24 protein-coding genes are annotated in these 23,583 nt (G+C 73.4%); 13 read left to right on the forward strand and 11 right to left on the reverse strand.

Annotated elements, in window-relative coordinates; all coding sequences use genetic code 11:
- Positions 1-200 precede the first annotated feature (200 nt).
- Positions 201-875 (forward strand): CBS domain-containing protein, encoded by a 675-nt coding sequence (locus ACFYX3_RS29945; RefSeq protein WP_389019793.1) that lies wholly within the window; start codon positions 201-203, stop codon positions 873-875.
- 82 nt (positions 876-957) lie between these two features.
- Positions 958-1,611, forward strand: a complete 654-nt coding sequence (locus ACFYX3_RS29950) for a DUF4389 domain-containing protein (RefSeq protein WP_389019796.1) — start codon at positions 958-960, stop codon at positions 1,609-1,611.
- A 59-nt stretch (positions 1,612-1,670) separates the two neighbouring features.
- Here ACFYX3_RS29950 and ACFYX3_RS29955 read toward each other — a convergent pair whose 3' ends face one another.
- From ACFYX3_RS29955 to ACFYX3_RS29975, 5 genes are all read right to left on the reverse strand, one after another.
- A complete protein-coding gene (locus ACFYX3_RS29955; RefSeq protein ID WP_389019799.1) occupies positions 1,671-2,243 on the reverse strand; it encodes a hypothetical protein in 573 nt (190 codons plus the stop codon).
- Between the two features lie 48 nt (positions 2,244-2,291).
- The gene (locus ACFYX3_RS29960) at positions 2,292-2,795 is read right to left on the reverse strand and encodes a flavodoxin domain-containing protein (protein ID WP_389019802.1); all 504 of its coding nucleotides are present in this window, start codon (positions 2,793-2,795) and stop codon (positions 2,292-2,294) included.
- Positions 2,792-3,244 carry an Hsp20/alpha crystallin family protein gene (locus ACFYX3_RS29965; protein ID WP_389019805.1) on the reverse strand — a complete coding sequence of 151 codons (453 nt, stop codon included), beginning with the start codon at positions 3,242-3,244 and terminating at the stop codon, positions 2,792-2,794. The genes ACFYX3_RS29960 and ACFYX3_RS29965 overlap by 4 nt, the downstream gene beginning before the upstream one ends.
- 118 nt (positions 3,245-3,362) lie before the next feature.
- Entirely contained in the window at positions 3,363-4,199 is an 837-nt protein-coding gene (locus ACFYX3_RS29970) for a universal stress protein (protein ID WP_389019809.1), read from the reverse strand.
- An 81-nt stretch (positions 4,200-4,280) separates the two neighbouring features.
- Positions 4,281-5,186, reverse strand: coding sequence for a universal stress protein (locus ACFYX3_RS29975; protein ID WP_389019813.1), 906 nt, complete (start codon positions 5,184-5,186; stop codon positions 4,281-4,283).
- Positions 5,187-5,413: 227 nt separating this feature from the next.
- Between ACFYX3_RS29975 and ACFYX3_RS29980 the strand changes: the two genes are divergently transcribed.
- Positions 5,414-6,265, forward strand: a complete 852-nt coding sequence (locus tag ACFYX3_RS29980; RefSeq protein ID WP_389019815.1) for a universal stress protein — start codon at positions 5,414-5,416, stop codon at positions 6,263-6,265.
- A 31-nt stretch (positions 6,266-6,296) separates the two neighbouring features.
- Here the strand turns inward: ACFYX3_RS29980 and ACFYX3_RS29985 are convergent, their stop codons facing one another.
- Both ACFYX3_RS29985 and ACFYX3_RS29990 read right to left on the reverse strand, forming a co-directional pair.
- Entirely contained in the window at positions 6,297-6,992 is a 696-nt protein-coding gene (locus ACFYX3_RS29985; protein WP_389019818.1) for a helix-turn-helix domain-containing protein, read from the reverse strand.
- The gene (locus tag ACFYX3_RS29990; protein ID WP_389019821.1) at positions 6,992-7,906 is read right to left on the reverse strand and encodes a universal stress protein; all 915 of its coding nucleotides are present in this window, start codon (positions 7,904-7,906) and stop codon (positions 6,992-6,994) included. The genes ACFYX3_RS29985 and ACFYX3_RS29990 overlap by 1 nt, the downstream gene beginning before the upstream one ends.
- Before the next feature lie 264 nt (positions 7,907-8,170).
- On the opposite strand from ACFYX3_RS29990, the gene ACFYX3_RS29995 reads away from it, so the two are divergent.
- Together ACFYX3_RS29995 and ACFYX3_RS30000 are read left to right on the forward strand one after the other, a co-directional pair.
- Complete coding sequence (locus ACFYX3_RS29995; RefSeq protein WP_389019824.1) at positions 8,171-8,851, forward strand: CBS domain-containing protein; 681 nt, start codon at positions 8,171-8,173, stop codon at positions 8,849-8,851.
- Positions 8,848-9,675, forward strand: coding sequence for a universal stress protein (locus tag ACFYX3_RS30000; protein ID WP_389019827.1), 828 nt, complete (start codon positions 8,848-8,850; stop codon positions 9,673-9,675). The genes ACFYX3_RS29995 and ACFYX3_RS30000 overlap by 4 nt, the downstream gene beginning before the upstream one ends.
- Before the next feature lie 19 nt (positions 9,676-9,694).
- Here ACFYX3_RS30000 and fdhF read toward each other — a convergent pair whose 3' ends face one another.
- The 4 genes from fdhF to ACFYX3_RS30020 all read right to left on the reverse strand — a co-directional run bounded on the left by fdhF (position 9,695) and on the right by ACFYX3_RS30020 (position 14,374).
- Positions 9,695-12,388, reverse strand: a complete 2,694-nt coding sequence (gene fdhF / locus ACFYX3_RS30005; RefSeq protein WP_389019830.1) for a formate dehydrogenase subunit alpha — start codon at positions 12,386-12,388, stop codon at positions 9,695-9,697.
- Positions 12,385-13,107 carry an NADH-ubiquinone oxidoreductase-F iron-sulfur binding region domain-containing protein gene (locus ACFYX3_RS30010; RefSeq protein ID WP_389019833.1) on the reverse strand — a complete coding sequence of 241 codons (723 nt, stop codon included), beginning with the start codon at positions 13,105-13,107 and terminating at the stop codon, positions 12,385-12,387. Before ACFYX3_RS30010 ends, fdhF begins: the two co-directional genes overlap by 4 nt.
- Before the next feature lie 15 nt (positions 13,108-13,122).
- A complete protein-coding gene (locus ACFYX3_RS30015; RefSeq protein WP_389019836.1) occupies positions 13,123-14,082 on the reverse strand; it encodes an NAD(P)H-dependent oxidoreductase subunit E in 960 nt (319 codons plus the stop codon).
- Between the two features lie 61 nt (positions 14,083-14,143).
- Positions 14,144-14,374, reverse strand: a complete 231-nt coding sequence (locus tag ACFYX3_RS30020) for an SHOCT domain-containing protein (protein WP_389019840.1) — start codon at positions 14,372-14,374, stop codon at positions 14,144-14,146.
- Positions 14,375-14,636: 262 nt separating this feature from the next.
- On the opposite strand from ACFYX3_RS30020, the gene ACFYX3_RS30025 reads away from it, so the two are divergent.
- The 8 genes from ACFYX3_RS30025 (at position 14,637) to galE (ending at position 23,558) form a co-directional block, all read left to right on the forward strand.
- Entirely contained in the window at positions 14,637-14,879 is a 243-nt protein-coding gene (locus ACFYX3_RS30025) for a hypothetical protein (RefSeq protein ID WP_389020233.1), read from the forward strand.
- Complete coding sequence (locus ACFYX3_RS30030) at positions 14,876-16,117, forward strand: nitrate/nitrite transporter (RefSeq protein WP_389020198.1); 1,242 nt, start codon at positions 14,876-14,878, stop codon at positions 16,115-16,117. Before ACFYX3_RS30025 ends, ACFYX3_RS30030 begins: the two co-directional genes overlap by 4 nt.
- Positions 16,081-16,689 (forward strand): ABC transporter ATP-binding protein, encoded by a 609-nt coding sequence (locus tag ACFYX3_RS30035; protein WP_389019843.1) that lies wholly within the window; start codon positions 16,081-16,083, stop codon positions 16,687-16,689. The genes ACFYX3_RS30030 and ACFYX3_RS30035 overlap by 37 nt, the downstream gene beginning before the upstream one ends.
- Positions 16,690-16,741: 52 nt before the next feature.
- Positions 16,742-17,335: an ABC transporter permease gene (locus ACFYX3_RS30040; protein WP_389019846.1), complete on the forward strand. Its 594-nt coding sequence runs from the start codon at positions 16,742-16,744 to the stop codon at positions 17,333-17,335.
- 187 nt (positions 17,336-17,522) lie between these two features.
- Positions 17,523-19,058 carry a glycosyltransferase family 39 protein gene (locus ACFYX3_RS30045; RefSeq protein WP_389019849.1) on the forward strand — a complete coding sequence of 512 codons (1,536 nt, stop codon included), beginning with the start codon at positions 17,523-17,525 and terminating at the stop codon, positions 19,056-19,058.
- 315 nt (positions 19,059-19,373) lie between these two features.
- Positions 19,374-20,468 carry a UDP-glucuronic acid decarboxylase family protein gene (locus ACFYX3_RS30050; protein ID WP_389019853.1) on the forward strand — a complete coding sequence of 365 codons (1,095 nt, stop codon included), beginning with the start codon at positions 19,374-19,376 and terminating at the stop codon, positions 20,466-20,468.
- A 133-nt stretch (positions 20,469-20,601) separates the two neighbouring features.
- Positions 20,602-22,491, forward strand: a complete 1,890-nt coding sequence (locus ACFYX3_RS30055; protein WP_389019858.1) for a glycosyltransferase family 2 protein — start codon at positions 20,602-20,604, stop codon at positions 22,489-22,491.
- Positions 22,492-22,535: 44 nt separating this feature from the next.
- Complete coding sequence (gene galE, locus ACFYX3_RS30060; RefSeq protein WP_389019862.1) at positions 22,536-23,558, forward strand: UDP-glucose 4-epimerase GalE; 1,023 nt, start codon at positions 22,536-22,538, stop codon at positions 23,556-23,558.
- Positions 23,559-23,583 lie beyond the last annotated feature (25 nt).

Consider the following 23,583-nt stretch of genomic DNA (forward strand, 5'->3'; position numbering starts at 1 on the left):
CGCGACCGCATCGACCACGAGCTCGGCTGGACGGCCGTCGTCCCCCGCTCCGGCGAGGCCGTCCTGGTCCGCTGACCCGGGCCCTTCGGCCCTCCCGGTGCCTGCCCGCCGCGCGGGAACCTGTGGGAGAAGGGCGGCAGGCCGGCCGCTTCCGCGTCGGCGCGGAACCCGTGGCCTGCGCCCGGTGAGGATGCAGCGCCATGAGCACACGACCGTTCACCGTCGCCGACCTGATGACCAGGAAGGTCGTCGCCGTCCTGCCCGGCGCGGACTTCAAGGAGATCGTGACCACGATGGAACGGTGGAGGGTGAGCGCCGTACCGGTCGTCGAGGGGGAGGGCCGTGTCGTCGGCATCGTCTCCGAGGGCGATCTGCTCCTCAAGGAGGAGTTCCAGGACCATCGCCTCGGCCTCATCGAACAGATGCGGCGCCTCGACGCCACCGCGAAGGCCGGTGCCCGGCGCGCCCGGGACCTGATGTCGTCGCCCGCCGTGACCGTCGCCCCCGAGGCGTCCCTGTCGCGGGCCGCGCGCCTCATGGCCGCCCACCGCGTCAAGCGTCTGCCGGTCGTCGACGCGAGCGGCACGATCCAGGGGATCGTCAGCCGGGCCGACCTCCTGAAGGTCTTCCTCCGCCCGGACGAGGACCTCGCCGCAGAGGTCCGCGCCGATGTCGTCGAGCCCCTGTTCCCCCTCTCCCACCGGCAGGTCGAGGTCCGGGTCGACGCCGGTGTCGTGACCCTGTCCGGCGCGGTCCACGACGGCGGGCTGATCCCGCTGGCGGCACGCCTGACGCGCGCCGTCGAGGGCGTGGTGGACGTGGAGTGCCGCCTCGCGGTCGGTCCGGGACCGGACGGCCCTCCCCTGCGGGGCTGAAACGGACCATCCTGAGAGACGGGGTCCTTCGAGGAGAGCGCACGGCTCCCGGGCGACGGGCCCGTGCGGGGAAGTGACGATCATGGAGACACAGCACGCCCCCTATCCGCCGGTGTCGGTGACGGCCGACCTCGACGCCCCGCTGTCCCGCTGGCTGTGGCTGGTCAAATGGATCCTGGTCATCCCGCACTGGATCGTGCTGATCTTCCTCTGGATCGCCTTCTTCGTCGTGACGGTGATCGCGTTCTTCGCCATCCTGTTCACCGAGCGCTACCCGCGAGCCCTGTTCGACTTCAACCTCGGCGTCCTCCGGTGGTCGTGGCGCGTGTCGTACTACGCGTACGGCGCCCTCGGCACCGACCGCTACCCGCCCTTCAGCCTCGGCCCGGAACCCGACTACCCGGCCCGACTGGACATCGCCTACCCGGAACGGCTCTCGCGCTCGCTCGTCCTGGTCAAATGGTGGCTGCTCGCCATCCCCCACTACCTGATCATCGCCTTCCTCACCGGCGGCATGCGCGCCGGCTGGTGGAGCGGCGGCCTGATCACCCTGCTCGCCATCATCGCGGGCTTCGCCCTCACCTTCACCGAACGCTATCCGCGCGACCTGTTCGTCCTGATCGTGGGACTGAACCGCTGGGTACTGCGCGTCGCCGCGTACGCGAGCCTGATGACGGACGCCTACCCGCCCTTCCGCCTCGACCAGGGCGGCGAGGAGACGGGCGTCGTCCACTGACGTCGTCACCGGCCCGCCGCAGCCGGTGACGTGCGCGTCGGACCGGGGCGTCGGTCCGGTCAGGCATCGTCGTCGTCCGGGCCGCTTCCCCGCCGGAGCCGGCCGGACCAGACGGGCTCGACCTGCTCCCACTCCCGCTCCCAGGCCGCGAGCCTGTGCGGTCCGACCCGCCGTCGGACGAGGACGACCGCACCGACCTCCAACGCCGCCACGACACTGGCGACGGAGATGCCGCCCGCGAACGAGGTCATCGCGCGTTCCGACGTACTCCCCGGCAGGCGGGCGGGGCTGCCGGTGTCGTCCACCCAGATCGTCACGGTGTGCCCCTTCGGGGTCGCGGGCGGTACCTGGACGGTTCCCGATCTGCGGACGTTGTCGGGGTACTCCCAGACCGCCGCCGCGACGGACCGCGGCCCGGCACCCTGCCGTACGGCGACCGGCGGGTCCTCGGCCCGTCCCGTGGTGACCGCCTGCACCTGGTGCCGGTGGGCGGCGCGTTCACGGTCGGCCCGGACTCCGGCGTTCCACACCATCCCGGTGGCCACGGCACCGAAGAGCAGAGCGACGGCCACGATGACGGTCACGGTGACGCGACCGAAACGCCCACGGTCCGCCGGCTCGCTTGGGGTCATGTCGTACCTCCCGGTGGGCTGGCCCGCCGGACGTCTCGACGACGTCGTTCATGGTGTGGCGCCGAGCTCCCTTCCGATGTGATGCGCCCACTCCTGGATCCGCGCCGGATTGCGGAAGTCTCCGCCCTTGCCATGGTGGACCATGGACCGGGCAATGCGCCCGGGCGTCTCGGCGGTCACGGCACCGCCGAAGGTGATGTGCTCGCGCGCGCCGATCTTCTTCATACGGCGGGCGACGCCGGGCGTCGGCGGAATGTCGTGCTGCTCGGCGGTGCTGTCGACGGGGCCGCTGCTGAAGAACCAGACGGGCCGACGGCGGAGCTGGTCGGCGTTCCGCCGGGCGCACCGACGCGCCTTGCCGTTCCACCGCCCGGCGTACAGGGCGCCGCCGAGAACGACTCCGTCGTAGTCGGTGACGTCCGTGACCTCGTCGGCGGGGAGGACGACGGCGTCGATCCCGTCGTCCCGCAGGGCCTTGCCGATCTCATCGGCGATGCCCGTGGTCGAGCCGTGCCTGCTGCCGTACGCGACCAGGACCCGCTTGGCGTTCATGACCGCTCGCCCCCGGCCTTGTCGCCGGCTCGCCGCACGGGGATGGTCCGTCGGGTCTCGGCCTTCTCCTCGGGCATCGGGACCCGGATGGTGAGGATGCCGTCCTGGTACGAGGCGTCGACGTCGTCCGGGATCATCACCGGCAGTCGTACCGTCCTGCGGAACGATCCGTAGCGGAACTCCGAGTGTTCCTTGTCCTCCGTGCTCTCGCTGTGCTCGGCGCTCACCGTGACGAGGTCGTCGTCGACGGTGATCGCGATGTCCTCGGGGTCCATTCCGGGCAGTTCGGCCCGGAGCACGTACGCGCTCCCGGCACTGGTGACCTCCACCGGGATGGAGTGCGCGGCGGAGCCGGGGCGCCATCCGGGCAGCCCCGGGAACTCGCGGTTGAACCAGTCGTTGAAGTCGGGGAAGCGGCTGCGCCTGCGTTCCACCTTGTCTCCGGTCATCGTTCTGCTCCTCGTCTGCGTGTTCCGGGGAAGCCGCCGGTCGGCGGCGGATCCGCGTGGGCTGTGCTCCTCCTCCCACCGTGCCGCCCGACGCCGCGCGCACCCAGTGCCGAGGGGGTCAGCCCTTCGGGGCCGGTCGGTCCGTCGGGGACCGGGTCCGGTCGGCCCCGGAAGAGGCGTCGTCCGTCTCTCCCCCGCCGGGAAGGGGCACGGTGATCACGGGGCAGGCGGCGTGGTGCAGCAGGCCGTGGACGGTGGAGCCGAGCCGCATGCCGGAGTAGCCGCCTCGTCCCCTGCGTCCGACGACGACCGCGAGGGCCTCGCGGGAGGCGCGGGTGAGTTCCTCGACGGGGTGCCCGCGCATGATCACCTGTTCGATGTCGACGTCCGGGTGGCGCTCGGCGCAACCGGCCACCGATTCGGCGAGCAGCCGGCGGTGTTCGGCCGGGCCCTCGGACTCGTCGCCCCGGGCCAGCAGCGGGCGCGGCCAGACCCAGACCGCCATGAGCCGCGCCTCGCGCAGGCTCGCCTCCGCCGCGGCGAAGGCGACGGCGGCCCGGCAGTCCCTGCTGCCGTCCACGCCGACGACGACCAGTGGCGGGTGGACGGCCGTGTGCTCCGGCTCGCGGATCACGACGACCGGGCAGTGGGCACGTGCGGTGAGGGGGACGACCACGGAGCCCTCGCTGAGGACTTCGGCGGCCCTGCCGAGGCGCCGCGAGCCCACCACGACGAGTGCGGTCCCCCGCGTCCTCTCGTACAGCACGGTGGCGGGGGTCCCGTCGACGAGTTCCGTCGCGGTCCACAGCCCGCTGTGCAGCTCCTGTACGAGGTCTTCGGCGTTGGCGAGCGCCGACTCGCCCCGGATGCGCAGGGAGCTCCGGTGGCCGGTCGCGCCGTACGCGAGCCGGTCGTGGACCGGGGGGGACGGCGGCGACCAGGCGCAGCCGGGCACCTCGGCGTTCGCTTTCGTCGGCGGCCCAGACGAGGGCCGGGACGGACAGGTCGCGGGGGTCGATGCCGACCAGGACGTCGCTCATGGCTCCTCTTCCCGGGAGACGAAGGCGGCCGGGATGATCTCCACCGGGCAGTGGGCGTGGTGGATCAGAGCGTGGGCGACGCGGCCGAGGGACGGGCCGACGCCGAGGGGGCGGCGTCCGCGGCCCATCACGAGCAGGTCCGTGTGGGCGCTGGCCTCGGTCAGGATGCCGGGGGTGCTCGTGCCCGTCTCCACGTGGTGCCCGACGATCAACTGGGGGTAGACCTCGCGGACCCGGTCGGCGAGTGCCTTCGTCTCGTGGACGCGCCGACGGGCGATCGCGTCCAGGTCGTCGAGCATGGTGGCCACGCTGCCGACGTGGGTGAGGACGTTCCACACGCTCACGATGCGCAGCGCCGCCTTGCGCGCGTCGGCTTCCGCCGCGGCGAGCAGCAGCCAGTCCAGGTCGGCGGGCTCGCGCACGGCAGCGGTCACGGAGCCTGTCCGGGGCCGGTCGTCCTCCCCTCGTACGACGACCACGGGCACCTCGGCGCGCGCGGCGACGCCCAGTCCGACGGAGCCGAGCATGAGGGCGGAGAAGCCTCCGAGACCCCGGTTGCCCACCACGATCGTCCCCCGGTCGCCGGCGGCCTCCCGTAGACCCGACACGGCTTCCTTGCGGCCGAGCTCCCTGGTCACGGCGAGGTCCGGATGGCGCTCGTGGACCGCTTCCGCCGTCCTGATCAGCAGGTCGCGGCCCGCCTCGCGCACCGCCTGCATCGTCTCGGCATTGGACCAGTACGCGCGCCGGTCGGTGTCGGCGGCGTGCACGAGCCGCAGGCGACGGCCCCTGCGGTCCGCCTCGGCGGCGGCCCAGAGCACGGCCGTGTGCGCGGAGGGGGACCCGTCGACTCCCACGACCACGTCGCCGAGCTCCGGCCGGACGGAGTTCTCGCTGGTCATGGTTCCTCCTCCTGAGTACGCCCCGGACACCGGCGACGACGTCCCGGGAGCGACATCTCCCACGCTGGCACCGTGGTGGCCCTTCCGGGATGGGCCGTTCGGTCCCCGATCGAGACCTGCCCGGCCCCTCCTGCGCCGGGGCCGCGGGCACCAGCCTGATGTCCTGGAGGCCGTGCGCCTTCCGGCTCCCGGAGCCCATGGCACGGCCCCTGAGGAGGAGGCAGGTCATGACAGCCCAGGTCACCGTCGGTCTCGACGGCTCGGAGGAGAGCATCGCCGCCGCGCGCTGGGCGGCGAGGGAAGCGGTGCTCCGTGAAGTGGCGCTCCGGCTGATCCACGTGGACGAATGGCCGAACGTGCCGGAAGTCCCCCTTCCGGACGCCCTCGCCCGCGCCGAGGCCCTGGTGCGGGACACGGCGGAACAGGCGCGGAAGGAGCACCCCGACCTGGAGGTGTTCGGCGAGGTGGCACACGGCAGGGCCACGGACGTGCTGGCCGCCGCCGCGAACGACTCGGATCTGACGGTTCTCGGCTCGCGCGGGCTGAGTGGGCTCCTCGGTTACCTCGTCGGCTCGGTGTCCCTCGCCGTCGTGGGCGCGGCCTGGATGCCCGTCACCCTGGTGCGCGCGGAGAGCGGGCGGTCGGCGCGATCGCACACCGGGATCGTCGTGGGTGTCGACATCCAGCACCCCTGCGAGGCTCTGCTGGGGTTCGCCTTCACCGAGGCGGCCCGCACGGGCCTGCCCCTCCGGCTCCTGCACACCTGGACGCTCCCCGCCTCGTACGGCTACGCGTCCGTCGTGGACCCCGGGATCGGCGAAGAGCTGGGCGCACAGCTCGCGGGCGGCCTGGACGAACTGCTGCAGCCGTGGGAGAGGCACTACCCGGGTGTGGACGCCACGGCCGAGCAGGTCATGGGCTCCGCCGCGTACCAGCTGGTCGAGGCGTCACGGAACGCCGATCTCGTCATCGTGGGACGCAGGAACCGGAAGGTCCCCCTGGGCCCGCATCTCGGTCACGTGGCCCACGCCGTCATCCACCACAGTCCCGCGCCCGTCACCGTCGTCCCCCTCGGGTAGACCAGCCGGTTCAGCGTCCGGACCGGGCGACTCAGGGCTCCGAACCGGACGGTGTGCCGGGCGCGCCCGGCGTCAGAATGCGCCGTCCGGACACCCGGCGGGGGGACAGCAGCACGACGGAGTCCCGCTCGGCGCCGGCCCACGGCGTCGAGTACGCCGCGTTCTTCAGCCCCCGGGCGGCGTCCCGGTCCGACACCTCTCGTACGGGGCCGACGAGAAGGACGCTCCATCCCTGGCTGAAGGCCTCGTCCACGTGGTCTTCCTCGAACGCGATCTCCGCGCCGGAGGCCGCCGCCCGCGCGAGTGGCGTGTGCTCCGCGGTCATGAAGAGGATCTCCCTGCCCACGACCTGGTAGTTCAGGGGGAAGATCTCGGGCCCGTCGTTCCCGGTGACGGCGACGCGGCCGACGCCGTGGTCGTCGAGCAGAGCCCAGCATTCCGCCTCGTCGATCTCGTGCATCCGGGCGCCACGTCCGGCCCGGGCTGTTCCGGGAGCGACCTCCGCGGTGTACCCGGTCAGGTCCTGGACGGTCGTCTCCAGAGCGTTCGCGAGCCGCACGAGGAACTCGATCCCGGGACTGGGCAGCTGCTCCTCCAGGACTCCGATGTAGCCGGGTGTCGATCCGGCCCGCGCCGCCACCTCCTCGCGGGAGAGGCCGAGACGCGTGCGCCGTGCCTCGATGCGGCGGCCGAGGTCGCTCATGTGGTGCCGGTCGGTGGGGGGCATCACCGGTCTCCTTCCGAGGCGGCGGGGTCGTGCCGTGGGACGACGGCGACCGGGCACGAGGCATGGTGCAGAGCGCGGTGCGCGACCCTGCCGAGCTCCAGGCCGACCAGGCGGCCCTGGCGTCGCGCCCCGACGACCAGCAGGTCGGCGGCGGCGGAGCGCTCGGTCAGCACGCGGTGCGCGGGACCTTCGACCGTGCTTCTGCGCAGCCGGACCCGGGGGTACGCGCGCGCCACCGGTTCCAGGGCTTTGTCGAGGAGCTGCGCGGCTCGTTGCTCAAGGGCCGAGCCGTGCTCACCCGTCAGGGGCTGGTGGCCCACCGGCTCGTGGGCGGGTCGTCGCCAGGTGCTGACGACGTCGAGTTCCGCGTCCCGTGCCGCCGCCTCGCGGAAGGCGAACCGCACGGCCGGCGCGTCCACCTCGTGGTCGCCGACGCCCAGCAGGACCCGCTGATGGCGCGCCTCCAGGGCATGCCGGTCCCCGCGGACGACGACGACCGGCCCGGGGGCCCGGGCCGCCACCACGAGGCCGACGGATCCCAGCAGGAGGTCCTTCAGCTCTCCCCGCCCGCGCGACCCGACGACCAGGACCATGGCCTCCTGCGCCTCGCGGAGCAGCGCACCCGATGCGTCCTCGGCGAGCACGTCCGTGCCGAGGGCGAGTCCGGGTGCACGCCGCCGGGCCCGGTCCGCGGCCGTGCCGACGATGTTCTCGGCGAGGACCTGACCCGAGGGCCGGTCCGTGCTCCAGGCCGGCACGACGCCTTCGTACCGCTCCCAGAGCGAGGCGTGGACGATGCGCAGCGGCGCTCCGTGCCGTACCGCTTCGTCGACCGCCCAGTCCAAGGCCGTGAGACCGGCGTCGGACCCGTCGACGCCCACGACCACGGGACCTGCCACCGCGGGTGATTCCATCGTCCCCACCGCCTTCCGCGTACGAAGTGGCTCCTCGCCACGCCGGCACCGGGGGCGGTGCCGGGTAGGGCCGTCTCCTCCGGGGGCACGATCGCGGAGCTGCGATGCCTCCGCGACGGCTCTTGCCTCCATGGTGCGGGCGAGCGGGTCTGCCTCGTAGGGGCCAACGGTCCCGGAAGGGGACCGTTCGGCACTCCTTCCGGGGAGGGCCCGCACCGCAGGGTGGACACCACGGGGGCCGCCTCTCCCGAGAAGGAGCGCGTGATGCGTCACCGAAAGATCGGCGAGCTGATGACCCGCGAGGTGGTGAGCGTCGGCGGCGACGCTCCCTTCAAGGAGATCGTGCGGATCCTGTCGCAGCACCGTGTCACCGCGGTTCCGGTGGTGGACGGCGAGAACCGGGTGATCGGGGTCGTCTCGGAGGGCGATCTGCTCCGCAAGGCCGCCGACCAGGCCGCCGCACCGGGAGACGTACCGGCCGTGCCCGGGCTCGAGGCGTGGGAGCGGGCGAAGGCCGGGGGCACGCGCGCGGAGGAGTTGATGTCGGCGCCCCCGGTGTGCGCCCGTCCCGACTGGACCGCGGTGGAGGCAGCGCGTCTGATGGAGGTGCAGGGGGTCAAGCGGCTCGTCGTCGTCGACGAAGCGGATCGGCTGGTCGGCATCGCGAGCCGCAGGGACCTGCTGGGGATCTTCCTCCGGGAGGACGAGGACATCAGCCGCGAGATCACCGAGGACATCCTCACCGGAACCCTCGGCCTGGACCCCGCCGGTCTGTCCGTCGAGGTGCGCGACGGCCGTGTGGAGCTCAGCGGCGAAGTCCCGTACCGGGGCATGATCCCCGCGATGGAACGCATGTGCGCGATGGTCGACGGAGTCGTGTCGGTCTCCCGCACCCGGCTCCGCTACGAGAAGGACGACACCCGATCGGGAGGTGGACGGTCATGACACAGGGCGTCGTGGTCGGCATCGACGGTACGAAGCAGGCGGAGGCCGCCGCCGCGTGGGCGGCGGACGAGGCCGTCCTGCGCGGCACCGGGCTGCGTCTGGTGCACGCGAAGGAGCCTTGGCCGGAGTCGGACGAGCCGTGGGCCGAGCAGCTTCTCGCCCGGACCGCCGACGGACTCCATGCACGGCACCCGGGCCTCTCGGTGACCGTCGGGCTCATCCCCTCGGGTCCGGTCCCGGGCCTGGTGGCAGCGGCCGAGGAGGGTGAGCTCCTGGTCCTGGGGTCGCGTGCCCTCGGCAGCGTGGCCGGCTATCTGGTGGGCTCGGTCGGCCTGTCCGTGGCCGGTGTCGTCGAACGGCCCGTCGTCCTCGTACGCGACCACGGCGACGTATCGCCGCGCGGCTCCGTCACGGTCGGGGTCGACGCGCAGCAGCCCGAGGACGCCGTCCTGCAGTTCGCGTTCGAGGAGGCCGAACGACGGCTCGGCTCCGTCCACGTCGTCTACGCCCAGCAGCTCCCGCCGTACGGCACGCTCGGACCGGCCATGGTGTCGGACGTCCGGCTCGCCGTGTCCCCCGAGATCGAGCGCTCCCTCGACGACCTCCTCGAACCGTGGCGGACCAAGCATCCCGACGTGACGGCCACCGCCCGCGTGACGATCGGATCGGCCGGCCTCGAACTGGTGCGGGCCTCCGGCGACGGCGCTCTCGTGGTCGTCGGCCGGCGCACCCGGCGCTCGGTCCTGGGCGCGCGTCTCGGCAGCGTGGCCCACGCGGTGCTCCATCACAGCCGCGCGCCGGTCGCCGTCGTCCCCCACGACTGACCCTCCGGTGGGCCGGGGCTCAGTCGTCGGAGGCCGTCGGCCGCACCCGTACCGCCGTGACCTTGTACTCCGGGCACGAGGTCACGGTGTCGGCGTGCTCCGAGGTGAGGGAGTTGACGCCCTCGTCCGGGAAGTGGAACGCGCAGAAGACCTGCCCGGGGGCGAGGTCCGCGCCGACCCGGGCGATCAGCCGCGCCTGTCCGTGGCGGCTGTCGACGACGACGGGGGCGCCGTCCCGCACCCCGTACCGCACGGCGTCCTCGGGGTGCAGGTCGAGCCGGCCGCGGGTGTCCAGGAGGAGGTTGCCGCCGCGCCGGGTCATGCTGCCGGAGTTGTAGTGGGCCCAGCGGCGTCCCGTGACGAGCAGGAGCGGGTAGTCGGCGTCCGGCTCCTCGCCGGGCGGCAGGTAGGGGGCGGCGGAGAGGTGGGCGCGGCCGTCGGGGGTCGCGAACTCCCGGGCGTACAAGGTCGCCTCGCCGGGCCGGTCCGGTGAGGGGCAGGGCCAGGGAACGGCGCCCTCTCGGTCGAGGCGCGCGTGCGAGAGTCCGGCGAAGACGGGCGCCACCCGCCCGCACTCGGCGAGGGCGTCGGCCGGTGTGGGGCAGCCGAGGTAGGCGCCCGTCGCGGCGGCCACGGCGTGCACGACCTCGAAGTCGGAGCGCGCTGTACCGGGCGGAGTCACCGCTTGCCGCACGCGCTGGAAGCGGCGGTCGAAGTTGACGAAGGTCCCGTCCTTCTCCAGCCAGGAGGCGACGGGCAGGACGACGTCCGCGTGCCGGGCGGTCCCGCTGAGGAAGAGCTCGTCGACGACGACCAGCGGGCAGGCGTCGAGGGCCTCCGCGACGCGCCGGCTGTCGGGGTCGGTCGCGCAGACGTCCTCGCCGATGACCCACAGCGCCCGCAGCCGGCCCTCCCGGGCCGCCGCGAACATCTCGGGTATGCGCAGTCCCGGCGTCGGCGGCACCGGTCGGCCCCAGACCGCCTCGGCGCGAGAGCGGGCCTCGGGGTCGGTGACGTGGCCGTAGCCGGGCAGCAGGTCGGGCAGGGCGCCCATGTCGGAGGCGCCCTGGACGTTGTTCTGGCCGCGCAGCGGGCTGATGCCGAACCCGTGGCCGGTGCCGCCGACGGCGCCCCGGAGGATGGGGAGGTTCGCCAGGGTGCGGACGCCGTCGGTGCCGTGCAGGTGCTCGGTGACCCCGAGACCGTAGAGGACGGCCGGACGCTCGGCCCGGCCGTAGAGGCGGGCGGCCGTCCTGATGTCGTCGGCCGGGACTCCGGTGATCCCGGCGCCCCGCTCGGGCGGGTAGTCGGCCAGGAGCTCGGTGAGTCCGTCCAGTCCGGTGGCGCGGTCACGCAGGAAGCTCGGATCGGTCAGGCCTTCGTCGACGAGGACGTGGGCAAGCCCGTGGAAGAGGGCGACGTTCGTACCGGGCCTGGGTCGCAGGTGCACGTCGGCGTGGCGGGCCAGGCCGACGTTCCTGGGGTCGGCGACGACGAGGGTGGCGCCCGCCAAAGCCCGTTGGAGGAGGCGGGCGCCGACGACGGGGTGCGCCTCGACCGGGTTGGCTCCGACGACGAGGAGGCAGTCGGCGGTCTCCACGTCGTCGAAGGAGTCGGTGCCGCCGGCGTGTCCGAAGGAGGCGGTGAGTCCCGCGGCGGAGGGGGCGTGGCAGAGACGGGAGCAGTTGTCGACGTTGTTGGTGCCGATGACGGTCCGCAGGAACTTCTGGACGAGGTAGTTCTCCTCGTTGGTGGCGCGGGCCGAGGAGATCGCGGCGACCGCGTCGGGACCGCCGTGGCCGACGGCGGCTCGCAGTCCTTCCGCGACGACGGCGATCGCCTCGTCCCAGCTCGCCGGAGTCAGGATCCCGCCGCGGCGGACCAGGGGTTCGGTGAGGCGTTCGGCCGAGGTGAGGTAGCCGTACGAGAAGCGGCCCTTGACGCAGGCGTGCCCGCGGTTGACCGGGCCGTCGCGGGCGGGCAGCACGGCGGCGACCCGTTCGTCACGGACGACGACGTCGAGGGCGCAGCCGACTCCGCAGTACCCGCACGTGGTGCGGACCCGGTCGGGATCCGCTCGCCGGGAGGTGAGTCCCCGGCCGGCCCCGGGCTGGGTGATCGTCCCGGTGGGGCAGGTGTCGACGCAGCCGCCGCAGGCCACGCAGTCGGATGCGGCCCAGGGACCGCCGGTACCGGGGGCGACCACGGTGTCGGCTCCGCGTCCGGTGAGGGTGAGGGCGAAGGTGCCCTGCACGTCGGCGCACATGCGGACGCGGCGGCCGCAGGCGATGCAGAGGTCGCGGTCGAGATGGACGTAGGGGTGGCTCTCGTCGCTCCCGCGCGGCGGTGCCGCGCCGGAGTCCGTCGGAGCGATCCCCGACTCGTGGCAGGCTTCGGCCAGTTCGCTGGGCGAGTCGTCGGCGAGCGCGCGCGGTGGGAGCACCGAGGCGATGAGGGCGACGGCGTCCCGGCGCAGCTCGCGCACCTCCTCGCCGACGGTGTCCACCGCCATGCCGGGCTCGGCGGGTGTGACGCAGGCGGCGACGGTCCGGCCGTCGGCGTGGACGAGGCACGTCCGGCAGGAGCCGGCGGGCCGGAGCCGGTCGTCGTGGCAGAGGGTCGGCAGCTCGGCGCCGGCGGCCCGCACTGCGTCGAGCAGGGTTGCTCCGGCGGGCAGTTCGACCGTGACGCCGTCGACCTGGAGGCGGGTCATCGGTCCCACCCGGCCAGGGCGGTGCCGTAGGCGCGGGCGAGGCTGCGGACGGCGGCCGGCACGCGACGGCCGAAGGCGCACAGGCTCGCCTCGCCCATGAGCCGCGCCAGCCGTTCGTACGCCTCCCCCGGCGCGCCCCGGTCGTGGGCGAGCCGGAGCCCCCGCCGGGTGCCGAGCCGGCAGGGCGAGCAGGCTCCGCAGCTCTCGTCGGCGGCGAACTCCCATACGTGCCGCAGGAGTTCCCGGGGATCGGTGTCGGCGTCGAAGGCGACGAGGCCGGCGTGGCCGAGTGCGGCGCCGCGGTCGGCGAGCGCGCGGGAGGTGAGCGGCACGTCGAGTGCGTTCCCGGCGAGGAAGCCTCCGAGGGGGCCGCCGATCTGGAGGGCGACGAGGTCCCGGCCGTCCTTGAGACCGTCTCCGTATCGTGTGACGATCTCCCGTACGGTGGTGCCGAGTTCGATCTCGTAGGCGCCCGGCCGGGCGAACCGCTCGGAGAGGCAGACCAGCTTCGTACCGCTCTCGCCCGGTACGCCGCGCCGGGCGTGGGCCGCGCCGCCGTGGCGGATGATCCAGGGCACGGCGGCGAGCGTCTCCACGTTGTTCACCACGGTGGGCGCGTCCCACAGCCCGTGGTCGGTGGGGTACGGGGGCCGGGGGCGAGCGACGCCACGGGCGCCCTCGAGGCGGCGGGCGATGAGCGCGGTCTCCTCCCCCGCCACGTACGAGCCCGCCCCTTAGAGGACCTCGACGAACGGCTGCGGCCCGGCGTCCTCGACCGAGGAGGCGAGATCCCCTGCCGCCACCGCGTCCCTGACGGCCCGCCGCAACCGGGCCGTCGCCCTGGGGTACTCGGAGCGCACCAGGACGATCCCGTGCCGGGCGCCGCAGGCGGAGCAGGCCAGCGCCAGCCCGGCGAGAACCCGCGCGGGGTCCTCCTCCATGAGCAGCCGGTCGGCGTACGAGCCCGGGTCGCCCTCGTCGCCGTTGGCGACGACGAACGGGTCCTGCCCGCCCGCCACCGCGGTCCACTTGGCCGCCACGGGGAACCCTGCGCCGCCTCGTCCACGCAGCCCGGAGGCGGCGACCTCCTCGCGCACGTCGTCGGGGCGCACCCCGGTCACCGCGCGACGCCGCACGTCCCACGCGGGCTCCCCGAGGACGACCCCGGCGAGGAGGACGGGCGCGCCGGTGGTGTCCGCGGCGGGGATGCCAGGCGCGCGAGGCTCCGCACGTCCGACGAGCTGGTCGGCCAGGTCGTGACCCGCGCGGGCACGGGTGCCGTCGAGGGCGGCCGGGCCCGCGTAGCAGTAGCCGAGGCAGCGCACGCCCTGCAGCGAGGTCCGGCCGGCGGCGTCGACGTGTCCGACCGCCACGCCGAGCGCTTCCTCGGTCTCCCCCAGGTGCCGTACGCCCCGTGCGGCGAAGCACGCCGTCGCGGTGCACACGCGCACGTGCCGCTCGCCGTGCGGGGCGGCGAGGTCGGCGAAGTACGTGGCGGAACCGAGCCCCGCGGCGCCGGGCAGTCCGGCCGCCCCCGCGACCTGCGGCGCCCATTCCTCGGGCCCGGCGGCGGTCGAGGCCCTGATCCGATCCAGTGCGGCCGGCAACGGGCCACCGCGCTCTCCGTGCCGTGCGGTCAGCTCACGGAGCGCGTCGCGGTGCCCACCCGACTCCGCGGGCATCCGACCGGCCATGGTCCCAGCGTGGCCGCGTGCGCCTGCCCCCGCATCCCGGCGGCACGCCATGGCGGAGAGGCTACGAGTCCCCGCGTCTCAGGGCGCTCAGGCGCCTGCGGTACTCCTCCTCGTCGATCTCGCCGCGGGCCAGCCGCTCGCCGAGGATCTGTTCGGCCGCCGCGGTCCCCTGACGCGGGGGCGGTCCCGCGGCACGGTCGAGGGTGCGGAAGATCAACACGACGGCGGTGATGAGGAGGCCCCAGAACAGCACCATCCCTGCCGACACAGCGAACCAGCCCCATCCGTTCATGCCGTTTCCGTACCAGAACATCATGGCCGTTCACGCTCCCGGCGGCCGGACCGCACGAGTGGGGGCGTCCCCGCTCCGGGTCGGGCCGGACACCCTCACGGTCCCGCGGCCGGGGCACGGCGCACAGGGCCTTCCGGACCCCCGATCGGGACCGGTCGGCCGTGGAAGGGGACGGGTGGCCCCTGGCACCGGGACGGGCGCTTGCCGAGGGTGGACGCGCAGGGCTCCGTGCCGAAGGCGCGGGCTGCCGACGGGAGGCGCCATGTTCCCCGGCACCGGGAGAGCGCGCGCCGCGGACGGCACGCTCCGGCCTTGGCAGATGCTGGTCCTGACCACGACCGGGTCCGCCCCCTGTTTCTGGGCCTGGGCGCTGCTCGCACCGCTGGGTCCGCGGCTGCGGGACGAGCTCGATCTCAGTTCGTTCGAGCAGTCCGTGGTGGTCGCCGTGCCCGTGGTCGTCGGCGCGCTCGGCCGGATCCCGGCCGGATCCCGGCCGGAGCGCTGACGGACCGGTGGGGTGCTCGCCGGGTCTTCCCCCTCGTCGCCCTGCTGACGACTCTGCCGGTGCTCTATCTGGGGCACCTGGCCGACTCGACGGCGGAGGTGCTGGCGGGCGGCTTCCTGCTCGGGCTCGGAGGAACGGCCTTCGCGGTCGGCGTCCCGTTCGTCAACGCCTGGTACCCGCCGGCGCGCAGGGGTGTCGCCCTCGGGATCTTCGGCATCGGCACGGGCGGCACCGCCCTCTCGGCGTTCACCACCGTTCAGCTGACGGACGCCGTCGGGCGCGCCTTCCCGTTCGGTCTCGTGGCCGGCTGCCTCGCCGTGTACGCCGTGGTGGCCTGGTTCCTGCTGCGCGACCGACCGGGACGCGCGACGGCGACGGGGTCGCTGCTCTCCCGTACCGCACTGGCCGTGCGCACGCCGGCGACCTGGCATCTGGCGTTCCTGTACGCCGTGTCCTTCGGCGGGTTCGTCGCCTTCAGCGTCTACCTGCCGACCTACCTGACCCGGGCCTACGAGCTCGGCCGTTCGGATGCCGCGCTCCGCACCGCCGGGTTCGTCGTCCTCGCGGTCGCGATGCGGCCCCTGGGCGGCTGGCTCTCGGACCGCACGCATCCCGTGCCCGTCCTGACGGGGTCGTACGGGCTCGTCGCCGTGTGCGCGCTGGTCGCCTCGTTCGAGGCGGATCTGGTTCCGGTCGGGACGGCGGCGTTCCTCGGCATGGCCGCCGGTCTGGGGGCCGGCTCAGCGGCGGTCTTCGCCCTCGTCGCGCGTCTCGTCCCGGCGGAGCGTGTCGGCTCGGTGACGGGCGTGGTCGGGACCGCCGGCGGCCTCGGCGGCTTCTTCCCACCGCTGGTGATGGGGGCCGTCGACAGCGTCGCGCACGACTACACGGGGGGGATTCGTCCTCCTCGCCGTCACCGCGGTGATCGCCCGCGCCCTGACCCCCACGGTCGTCCGCCGACGTGCGCGTGCCGCGGGCGTATGGCCTGTCCCGGTTCCGGATGGGGCCGGTTGTCCCCTCGCACGGACCCGGATGGCCGTCGCCACGGCTTCCTTCCGGGTTTCGTATGGGAGACATGGACAGCGACCGCCCTCTTCTGGTCGCCACGGGAGTCCGCAAGACCTACCGGACGGGCTCGGTGGCGGTCACCGCCCTGGACGGCCTTGACCTCGTCGTACGCCGGGGAGAGCTCGTCGGGGTCATGGGACCGTCCGGATCGGGGAAGACCACTCTCCTGAACTGTCTGTCCGGGCTCGACGACATCGACGGCGGCCGGGTGGAGATCGACGGCCACGATCTCTTCGCGATGTCGGACGCCGCGCGTACGGAGCACCGTGCGCGGACGATGGGCTTCGTCTTCCAGTCGTTCAACCTCATCCCGGTCTTCTCCGCCGTGGAGAACGTCGAACTCCCCCTGCTGCTCGTCGGCACCCGGCCGCGCGAGGCACGGCGCAGGGCCCTGGCCATGCTCGACCGGGTCGGCCTCGCCCACCGGGTCGAGCACCGGCCCAGCGAGCTGTCCGGCGGCGAACAGCAGCGGGTGACCATCGCCCGCGCCCTCGCCGGACGGCCCGCCATCGTCTGGGCGGACGAACCGACGGGCAACCTCGACACCACGATGGCCGACCAGGTCATGGACCTGCTGTGCGAACTCAACGCGCGGGAGGGCCAGACCATCGTCCTGGTCACCCATGACAGCGCCATCGGAGCCCGCGTCCCCAGGCTGGTCCGGATGCGCGACGGACGGCTGGTGGAGGACCTCCGCCGGCGCGTCCCGGACCCGGCCACCGATCTCTCCCGGGGCCGGTGATGTATCCGAACCTCCTCGCCCCGCTGCTCGTCGCACTCGCCGTCGCCTGGTCATGGGCGAGCAGAGCATGCGCCTGCTCTTCGACGGCCAGGCCCAGAACGCCTCCGCCCTGGTCAGCACGAGCCCGGGGACCTCTCCCGACGCCCTGGCGACCCAGTTGCAGGGCGAGCAGCTGTCGTCCAGCCTGGTCGCCACCCCGATCGCCTCCGAGATCCGGCACCAGTTCGACTCCAGCACCGCCTTCTTCTGCCTCATGCAGGGTTTCCTCGCCCTGGGCCTCGGCGTGGGCATCACCGGCCTCGGCGTCGTCATGGTCCGCGCCGTACGCGAACGCCGGCGCACCATCGGCATCCTGCGGGCCCTCGGCTTCCGGGCGCGCACGGTGCGACGTTCCTTCCTCTGGGAGAGCGCCTTCGTCGCCTCGGAGGGAATCGTGCTGGGATCCGTGCTCGGCGTCCTCACGACCTGGCTCATGTACCGCAACAGCGTGGCGTTCGAGGGCCTCGAAGGCAGTTTCCCCGTCGAGTGGACCAGCATCTGCGTCCTGGCCGCGGCCACCTTCGCCGCCTCCCTCCTGGCCACGCCGGGCCCGGCCCGCCGCGCCGCCGCGATCCGCCCCGCGCAGGCGGTCCGCGTCGCGGACTGACCGATCACGAGCGGGGCGCTCGGGAAGGTCGCCGGGGCCTCCGGCGCCCGCCTCTGGTCGAGTCCTGCGCATGGCACGGGCATCAGCGGCGACACCGCGCCCCGCTCCAGCTCCGTTGAGGTGACAGAGCGTTCACCCGACAGGGTTGAACTGGGGCAAATGCGTCTGAAACGCCTAAGGTCCGAGCATGCACACGGTGAACTCCCCCGTCAGCAGCGCCCCGCCCCGGTACGTCCCGGACGGTGACCGCACTCCCCCGCCCACCGTCCCGCCGAGCCGCCTCGCCACGGCGGGCGCGGTCCTCGTGCCCGCCGCCGTCATGCTCGGCATCGCACTGTGGGGCCTGAACCGCGGCACGATGTGGCGCGACGAGTCCGCGACGTTCCAGATCGCCCGGCGCTCGGTGCCGGACATCTGGCGTCTTCTCGGCGAGCTCGACGCCGTCCACGGCCTCTACTACCTCCTGATGCACGCCGTCCTCGCCGTCCGGGCCGACGAGGTGATGCTGCGGCTCCCGTCGGCGCTCGGCGCGGCGTGCTCCGCCGGACTGGTCGCCGCGATCGGCTGCCGGCTGGCCCGTCCCCGGGTGGGCCTGTGGGCCGGACTGCTGTACGCGGCCACCCCGTTCACCTCCTTCTACGCGCAGGAGGGCCGCTCGTACGCCCTCGTGGCGGCCGGCGCCGCGCTCGCCACCTGGTGCCTGGTGAGCGCCGTCGAGCACGACTCGGCCGGGCGCTGGGCCGGGTACGCGGCCGCCGTCGCCGGCACGGCCCTGCTGCACGAGTTCGCCGTGCTGATGTTGGTCGCCCACGGGGCCACGGTGCTGGCGGCCGGGTCCCGTCCCGGGGCCTGGCGGCGGTGGGCGACGGCCGCGGGCGCGGCGGTCGTGCCGCTGGTGCCGCTCGCGCTGGTCTCCTCGCGCCAGGGCGGTCAGACCTCGTGGATCCAGGAGCCGGGAGTGGAGGAACTGAGGCTGCTCGCCCTGCAGTTCGCCGGCCCGGACGTCCGGGTGCTGACGGTCGCGGCGTTGCTCGCCGGGCTCGCCGCGCTGTCGCCTCTGCGGCGCACCGGCCGTGTCGGCCTGACCGCGGTGGCGCTGCCGCTCGTCGTCCTGCCGGTGGCGGTGCTGTTCGCGGTCTCGCTCGTGAAGCCGCTGTTCGTCGACCGCTACCTGTTGTTCGCGTTCGCCGGATTCCCTCTGCTGGTCGCCGCGGGCCTGGAACGCCTCCTGGGCACGCTGCGCTCCGCGCCCTGGCGGCCGGTGGTGACGGCGGCCGGCGTCGTGGCGGTCGCGGCCGCGTTCTGGTGCCAGCTCCCGTTCCAGGAGCAGGAGCGCGGCAAGGACGGCCGCGTCGACGACCTCCGGGAGGTCGCCGCGTACGTGGCCGCGCAGACGCGCCCGAACGACGCGGTGCTGTTCGTCCCCTCGTACCAGCGGCACATCTTCCTCACCTACGACCGGGAGTTCGCCGGCCGCCGTGACATCGCCCTCGATGCGGGCGCGGCCGCGTCGGGCACGTTCTACGGCCAGGAGTTCGACGCGGCCCGGATCCGAGCGCGCATCGGCGCGGAACGGCGGGTCTGGGTGGTGGCCTGGCCGAGCGCCTGGAGCGAGCAGTGGTTCGACGAGGACCCGAAGATCATCGCCCTGCGCAAGGGATTCGAACTCGCCCGCAGCACGCGGCTGAAGAGCGGCCTGGTCCAGTTGTACGTACGGGAGTGAGCAGGCGGCCGCGCGCGGCCGGTCTCCGGGCGCGCGCAGCCCGCACTCACACATGCGGGTGACGGTGACCCGCAGGCCGTACGACAGCGGCGGCCCTGGAACTGGGGAACTTCCCGGGGAGACGGTCACCGAAGAGATCGGCCGAACAGCCGAGCCGCCGGAATTGCCTCCGAAACAATGACTATGTACGGCCATACGCTTTTCCTTACTTTTCCCGAGAGTGCTGCGTTTATCGGCTCGCCCGATCAGCATTTCTCCGGCCGTCACGCCAGCGGGGCGTGAGGCCGTTTCCGCTTCTCATTCCTGGAGAAACACATGCGCGTGGCCGTGACCGGTGGCGGTGGTTTCCTTGGGTCGCATCTCTGCGAAGCGCTCTTGCGGCGCGGTGACTCGGTGGTGTGCCTGGACGACTTCTCGACGGGTGATCCCGAGAACATCGCTCCGCTCCTCTCCCACCCGGGTTTCGTCTTCCAGCACGCCGACGTGAGCGTGTCGGCGGAGGTCGCCGGCCGCGTCGACGCCGTGGCCCATCTCGCGTCCCCCGCCTCGCCGCCCGACTACCTGCGCCGGCCGCTGGAGACCCTCAGGGTCGGCAGCCGCGGCACGGAGAACGCCCTGCGCCTCGCCCTACGCAATGACGCGCGTTTCGTCCTCGCGTCGACCAGCGAGATCTACGGCGATCCGCTGGTCCATCCACAGGAGGAGGCGTACTGGGGAAATGTGAATTCCATCGGCCCGCGCAGCGTCTATGACGAGGCGAAACGATACGCCGAGGCGGTCTCCGCGGCGTACCGCCGTACCCACGGCCTCAACGTCGGCATCGCGCGCATCTTCAACACCTACGGGCCGCGGATGCGCCCGCACGACGGGCGGGTGGTGTCCAGCTTCATCACCCAGGCCCTCACCGGTGAGCCCCTGACGATCTACGGCGACGGCAAGCAGACCCGCAGCTTCTGCTACGTCGACGACCTGGTCCGCGGTCTCCTGGCGCTCCTCGACTCCTCCGAGATGGGCCCGTTCAACCTGGGCAACCCGGTCGAACGGACCGTCGCCGAGCTCGCCGAGGCGGTCCTGGCCATGACCGGGTCGACCTCCGAGGTGAAGCACCACCCGCTGCCGGTCGACGATCCGGTCCGCCGCCGCCCGGTGATCACCCGGGCCCAGGAGGTACTGGGCTGGCAGCCGGAGATCGACATCACCGAGGGCCTGCGCAGGACCGTCGCGTACTTCGCCGCCCGGCCGGACCGGCTCGGCGCCTCGGCCGCGGCGATCCGCGGCGGCCAGGACGAGACGGTGCCGCTGACCGCGGTGACCGGCGCCACCCCGGCGGCGCAGACGATCCCCGGCCCGGCGGCCGAGACCACCGGTGCGACGCCCGCGACGGCCGGCCCGTCCGGCTCGGGCGGCTGATCCGCGCGACGCCCGCGCCTCCCCCGCCGCACCGTCCAGGGGCCTCCCGCCCTTCCGCCGCCGGCTCTTTCCCCGACTCCCCCTCCTCCGTATCCCACGGCCCGCTCACGCACCGCCTGGAGAACTCGCTGCCATGACGTCGTTGGAGCAAGGTCCCACCCTCGCCACCGGGACCGTCCCGGATCCCCCGCTCCTCTCCCCCGTCCCCGGCTCCCCGGAGGAATGGGAGGCGCTGGGCGCGGAGATCCGAACCCTGTCCGGCGGATCCGTGGCCTCCATCAGCCCGGACGGCCCGGTCCTCGCCGGGCCGCCGCGCCGGCTCGACACGCTCCCGTCGAGCTTCGTACGCGCCTTCTCGCGCTTCGACCGCTTCCTCGTCGTCCTGCTGTCCCTCGGCTGGGCGGCCTGCCTGGTCTGGTTCTGGGTCTGGTGGCTCCAGCCGTCGCACCGCATCGGCTGGCTCGGCCTCGTCGTCAACAGCGCCCTGCTGCTCTATCTGACCTACCTGCCGGTGCACTTCCTCGTCGCGCTGCTCCGGATGCGCCGCTTCGATCCGGCCGTCGGCGTGCCGGCGCTCCACACCGCGTTCGTGGTCACCCGTGCCCCTTCCGAGAGCTGGGACATCGCCCGCACCACCCTGGAGGCGATGCTCGCCCAGGACTTCCCGTACGACTACGACGTGTGGCTGTGCGACGAGGACCCGACCGAGGAGATCCTCGACTGGTGCGAGGGCCACGGTGTCCACGTCTCCTGCCGGCGCGGCCGCGCCGACTACCACCGGGCCGAGTGGCCACGTCGCACCCGCTGCAAGGAGGGCAACCTCGCCTTCTTCTACGACCACTGGGGATACGCCCACTACGACGTGGTCGCCCAGCTCGACTGCGACCACGTGCCCGGCCCCCGGTACCTCTCCGAGGTCGTGCGCCCCTTCGCCGACCCGGCCATCGGCTACGTCGCTGCTCCCAGCGTGTGCGACTCCAACGCCGCCGAGTCCTGGGCGGCCCGCGGCCGGCTGCAGCGCGAGGCCATGTTCCACGGGCCCGTGCAGCTGGGCCACTCGGCCGGCCTGGCGCCCGTGTGCATCGGCTCCCACTACGCCGTCCGCACCCAGGCCCTGCGGGACATCGGCGGCCTCGGACCCGAGCTCGCCGAGGACTTCTCGACCACGTTCCTGCTCAACTCGGCCGGCTGGCACGGCGCGTTCGCGATCGACGCGGAGGCGCACGGCGAAGGACCGCTCACCTTCGGCGCGATGATCACGCAGGAGTTCCAGTGGTCCCGCAGCCTCGCGGTGATGCTCCTGGGGATACTGCCCCGCCACCTCGGCCGGATGCCGCTCAAGCTGCGCGTGCGCTTCGCCACGGCGCTGATGTTCTACCCGCTGCTCGCCGCGGCCACCGTCATGGGCATCGCCCTGCCGCCGATCGCCGCGATCACCGGCGTGCCCTGGATCAACGTCGACTACGGGGAGTTCCTGGCGCACTTCTGGAGCATGTCCGTCTGGCTGATCCTGCTGACACTGCTCTGCCGCCGCCGCGGGCTGCTGCGCCCCCGGGACTCCGCCGTCCTCAGCTGGGAGATCTGGCTGTTCGGCCTGTCCCGTTGGCCCTATGTGGCCTGGGGCGTGCTCGCCGCGGTGCTGCAGAAGCTGCGGCCCCGTCAGGTCACCTTCAAGGTCACGCCGAAGAAGCGCGACGGCCTGGAGCCGCTCCCGCTGCGCACCGTCGCCCCGTACCTGCTGATCACCACGGTCCTGTCGGGCTCGGCGCTCGTCGGCCAGTTCACCGGCCCCGCCGTGGGCTACGTCTTCCTCTGCCTGCTCGGCGCCGCCTCGTACGCCGCCGTGACCTTCGCGATCGGCGTGCTGCACGTCAAGGAGACCGCCCGCGCCACCGGCGTCTCCGTGTTCCGGGCACTGCGCACGGCCGCGCTGCCGCTCTCCTGCGGCCTGCTGTGCGCGGTTCCCCTGGCGCTCGCGGTCTCCGTCTTCCCCACCTATCTCACCGGCTACTACGCCTGGTGACGACCCGGCCGGCCCGCACGGCCGGCCGAGAAATGAGGTTCCCCGTGCCCCGTACGGTCCTTGTCACCGGCGGCGCCGGTTTCATCGGCAGCCACACCTGCGTCGAACTGCTCGCGTCCGGCCACGAGGTCGTCGTCCTCGACGACCACTCCAACAGCTCCCCCGAGGCCCTCGAACGCGTCGCCAAGATCGCGGGCCGTCCGATCGCGGCGGCCCATGTCGGGGACGTACGCGACCGCCGGGCCCTGGACGCCGTCTTCACCGCCCACCCGATCGACGCGGTGATCCACTTCGCCGCGAAGAAGGCCGTCGGCGAGTCGGTGCAGATCCCGCTCACGTACTACGACATCAACGTCGGCGGCACCACGGCCCTGGTCGCGGCCATGCACGACCACGGGGTGCACCGGCTGGTGTTCTCGTCGTCCTGCTCGGTCTACGGCGACACGACGACCGTCCCGCTGACCGAGGCGTCCCCGGCCGCGCCGACGAACCCGTACGCCGCCGGCAAATGGACCTGCGAGCGGATCCTGGCGGACGTCTGCCGGCACGTGCCCGAACTGCGGGTCCTGGCACTGCGGTACTTCAACCCGGCCGGGGCCCACCCCACCGGGCTGCTCGGCGAGGACCCGCACGGCGTGCCCGGCAACATCATGCCGTACCTCGCCCAGATCGCCGTGGGCCGCCGGGAGGAGCTGAGCGTCTTCGGCGACGACTACCCGACGCCCGACGGCACCGGGATCCGCGACTACATCCACGTCGTCGACGTCGCCGAGGGGCACCGCGTGGCCCTCGACCACATCGACGACGAACCCGGCATGCGGATCCTCAACCTCGGTACCGGGCGCGGCGCGTCGGTCCTGGAACTCGTGCGCGCTTTCCAGGAGGTGTCCGGCCGGCCGATCCCGTACCGCGTCACCGGGCGCCGCCCCGGCGACGTCGCGGAGCTCGTCGCCGATCCCTCGAAGGTCGCCGCGGCCTGGGGCTGGACCGCCCGCCACGACCTGACCGCGATGTGCCGCGACGCCTGGAACTTCCAGCAGCAGAACCCGTACGGCTATGCCCCCTGAGCCTCCCCCCATCCTCAGCTCTCCC

The organism is Streptomyces sp. NPDC002463 (assembly GCF_042889835.1).
Classification (GTDB): domain Bacteria; phylum Actinomycetota; class Actinomycetes; order Streptomycetales; family Streptomycetaceae; genus Streptomyces; species Streptomyces nymphaeiformis.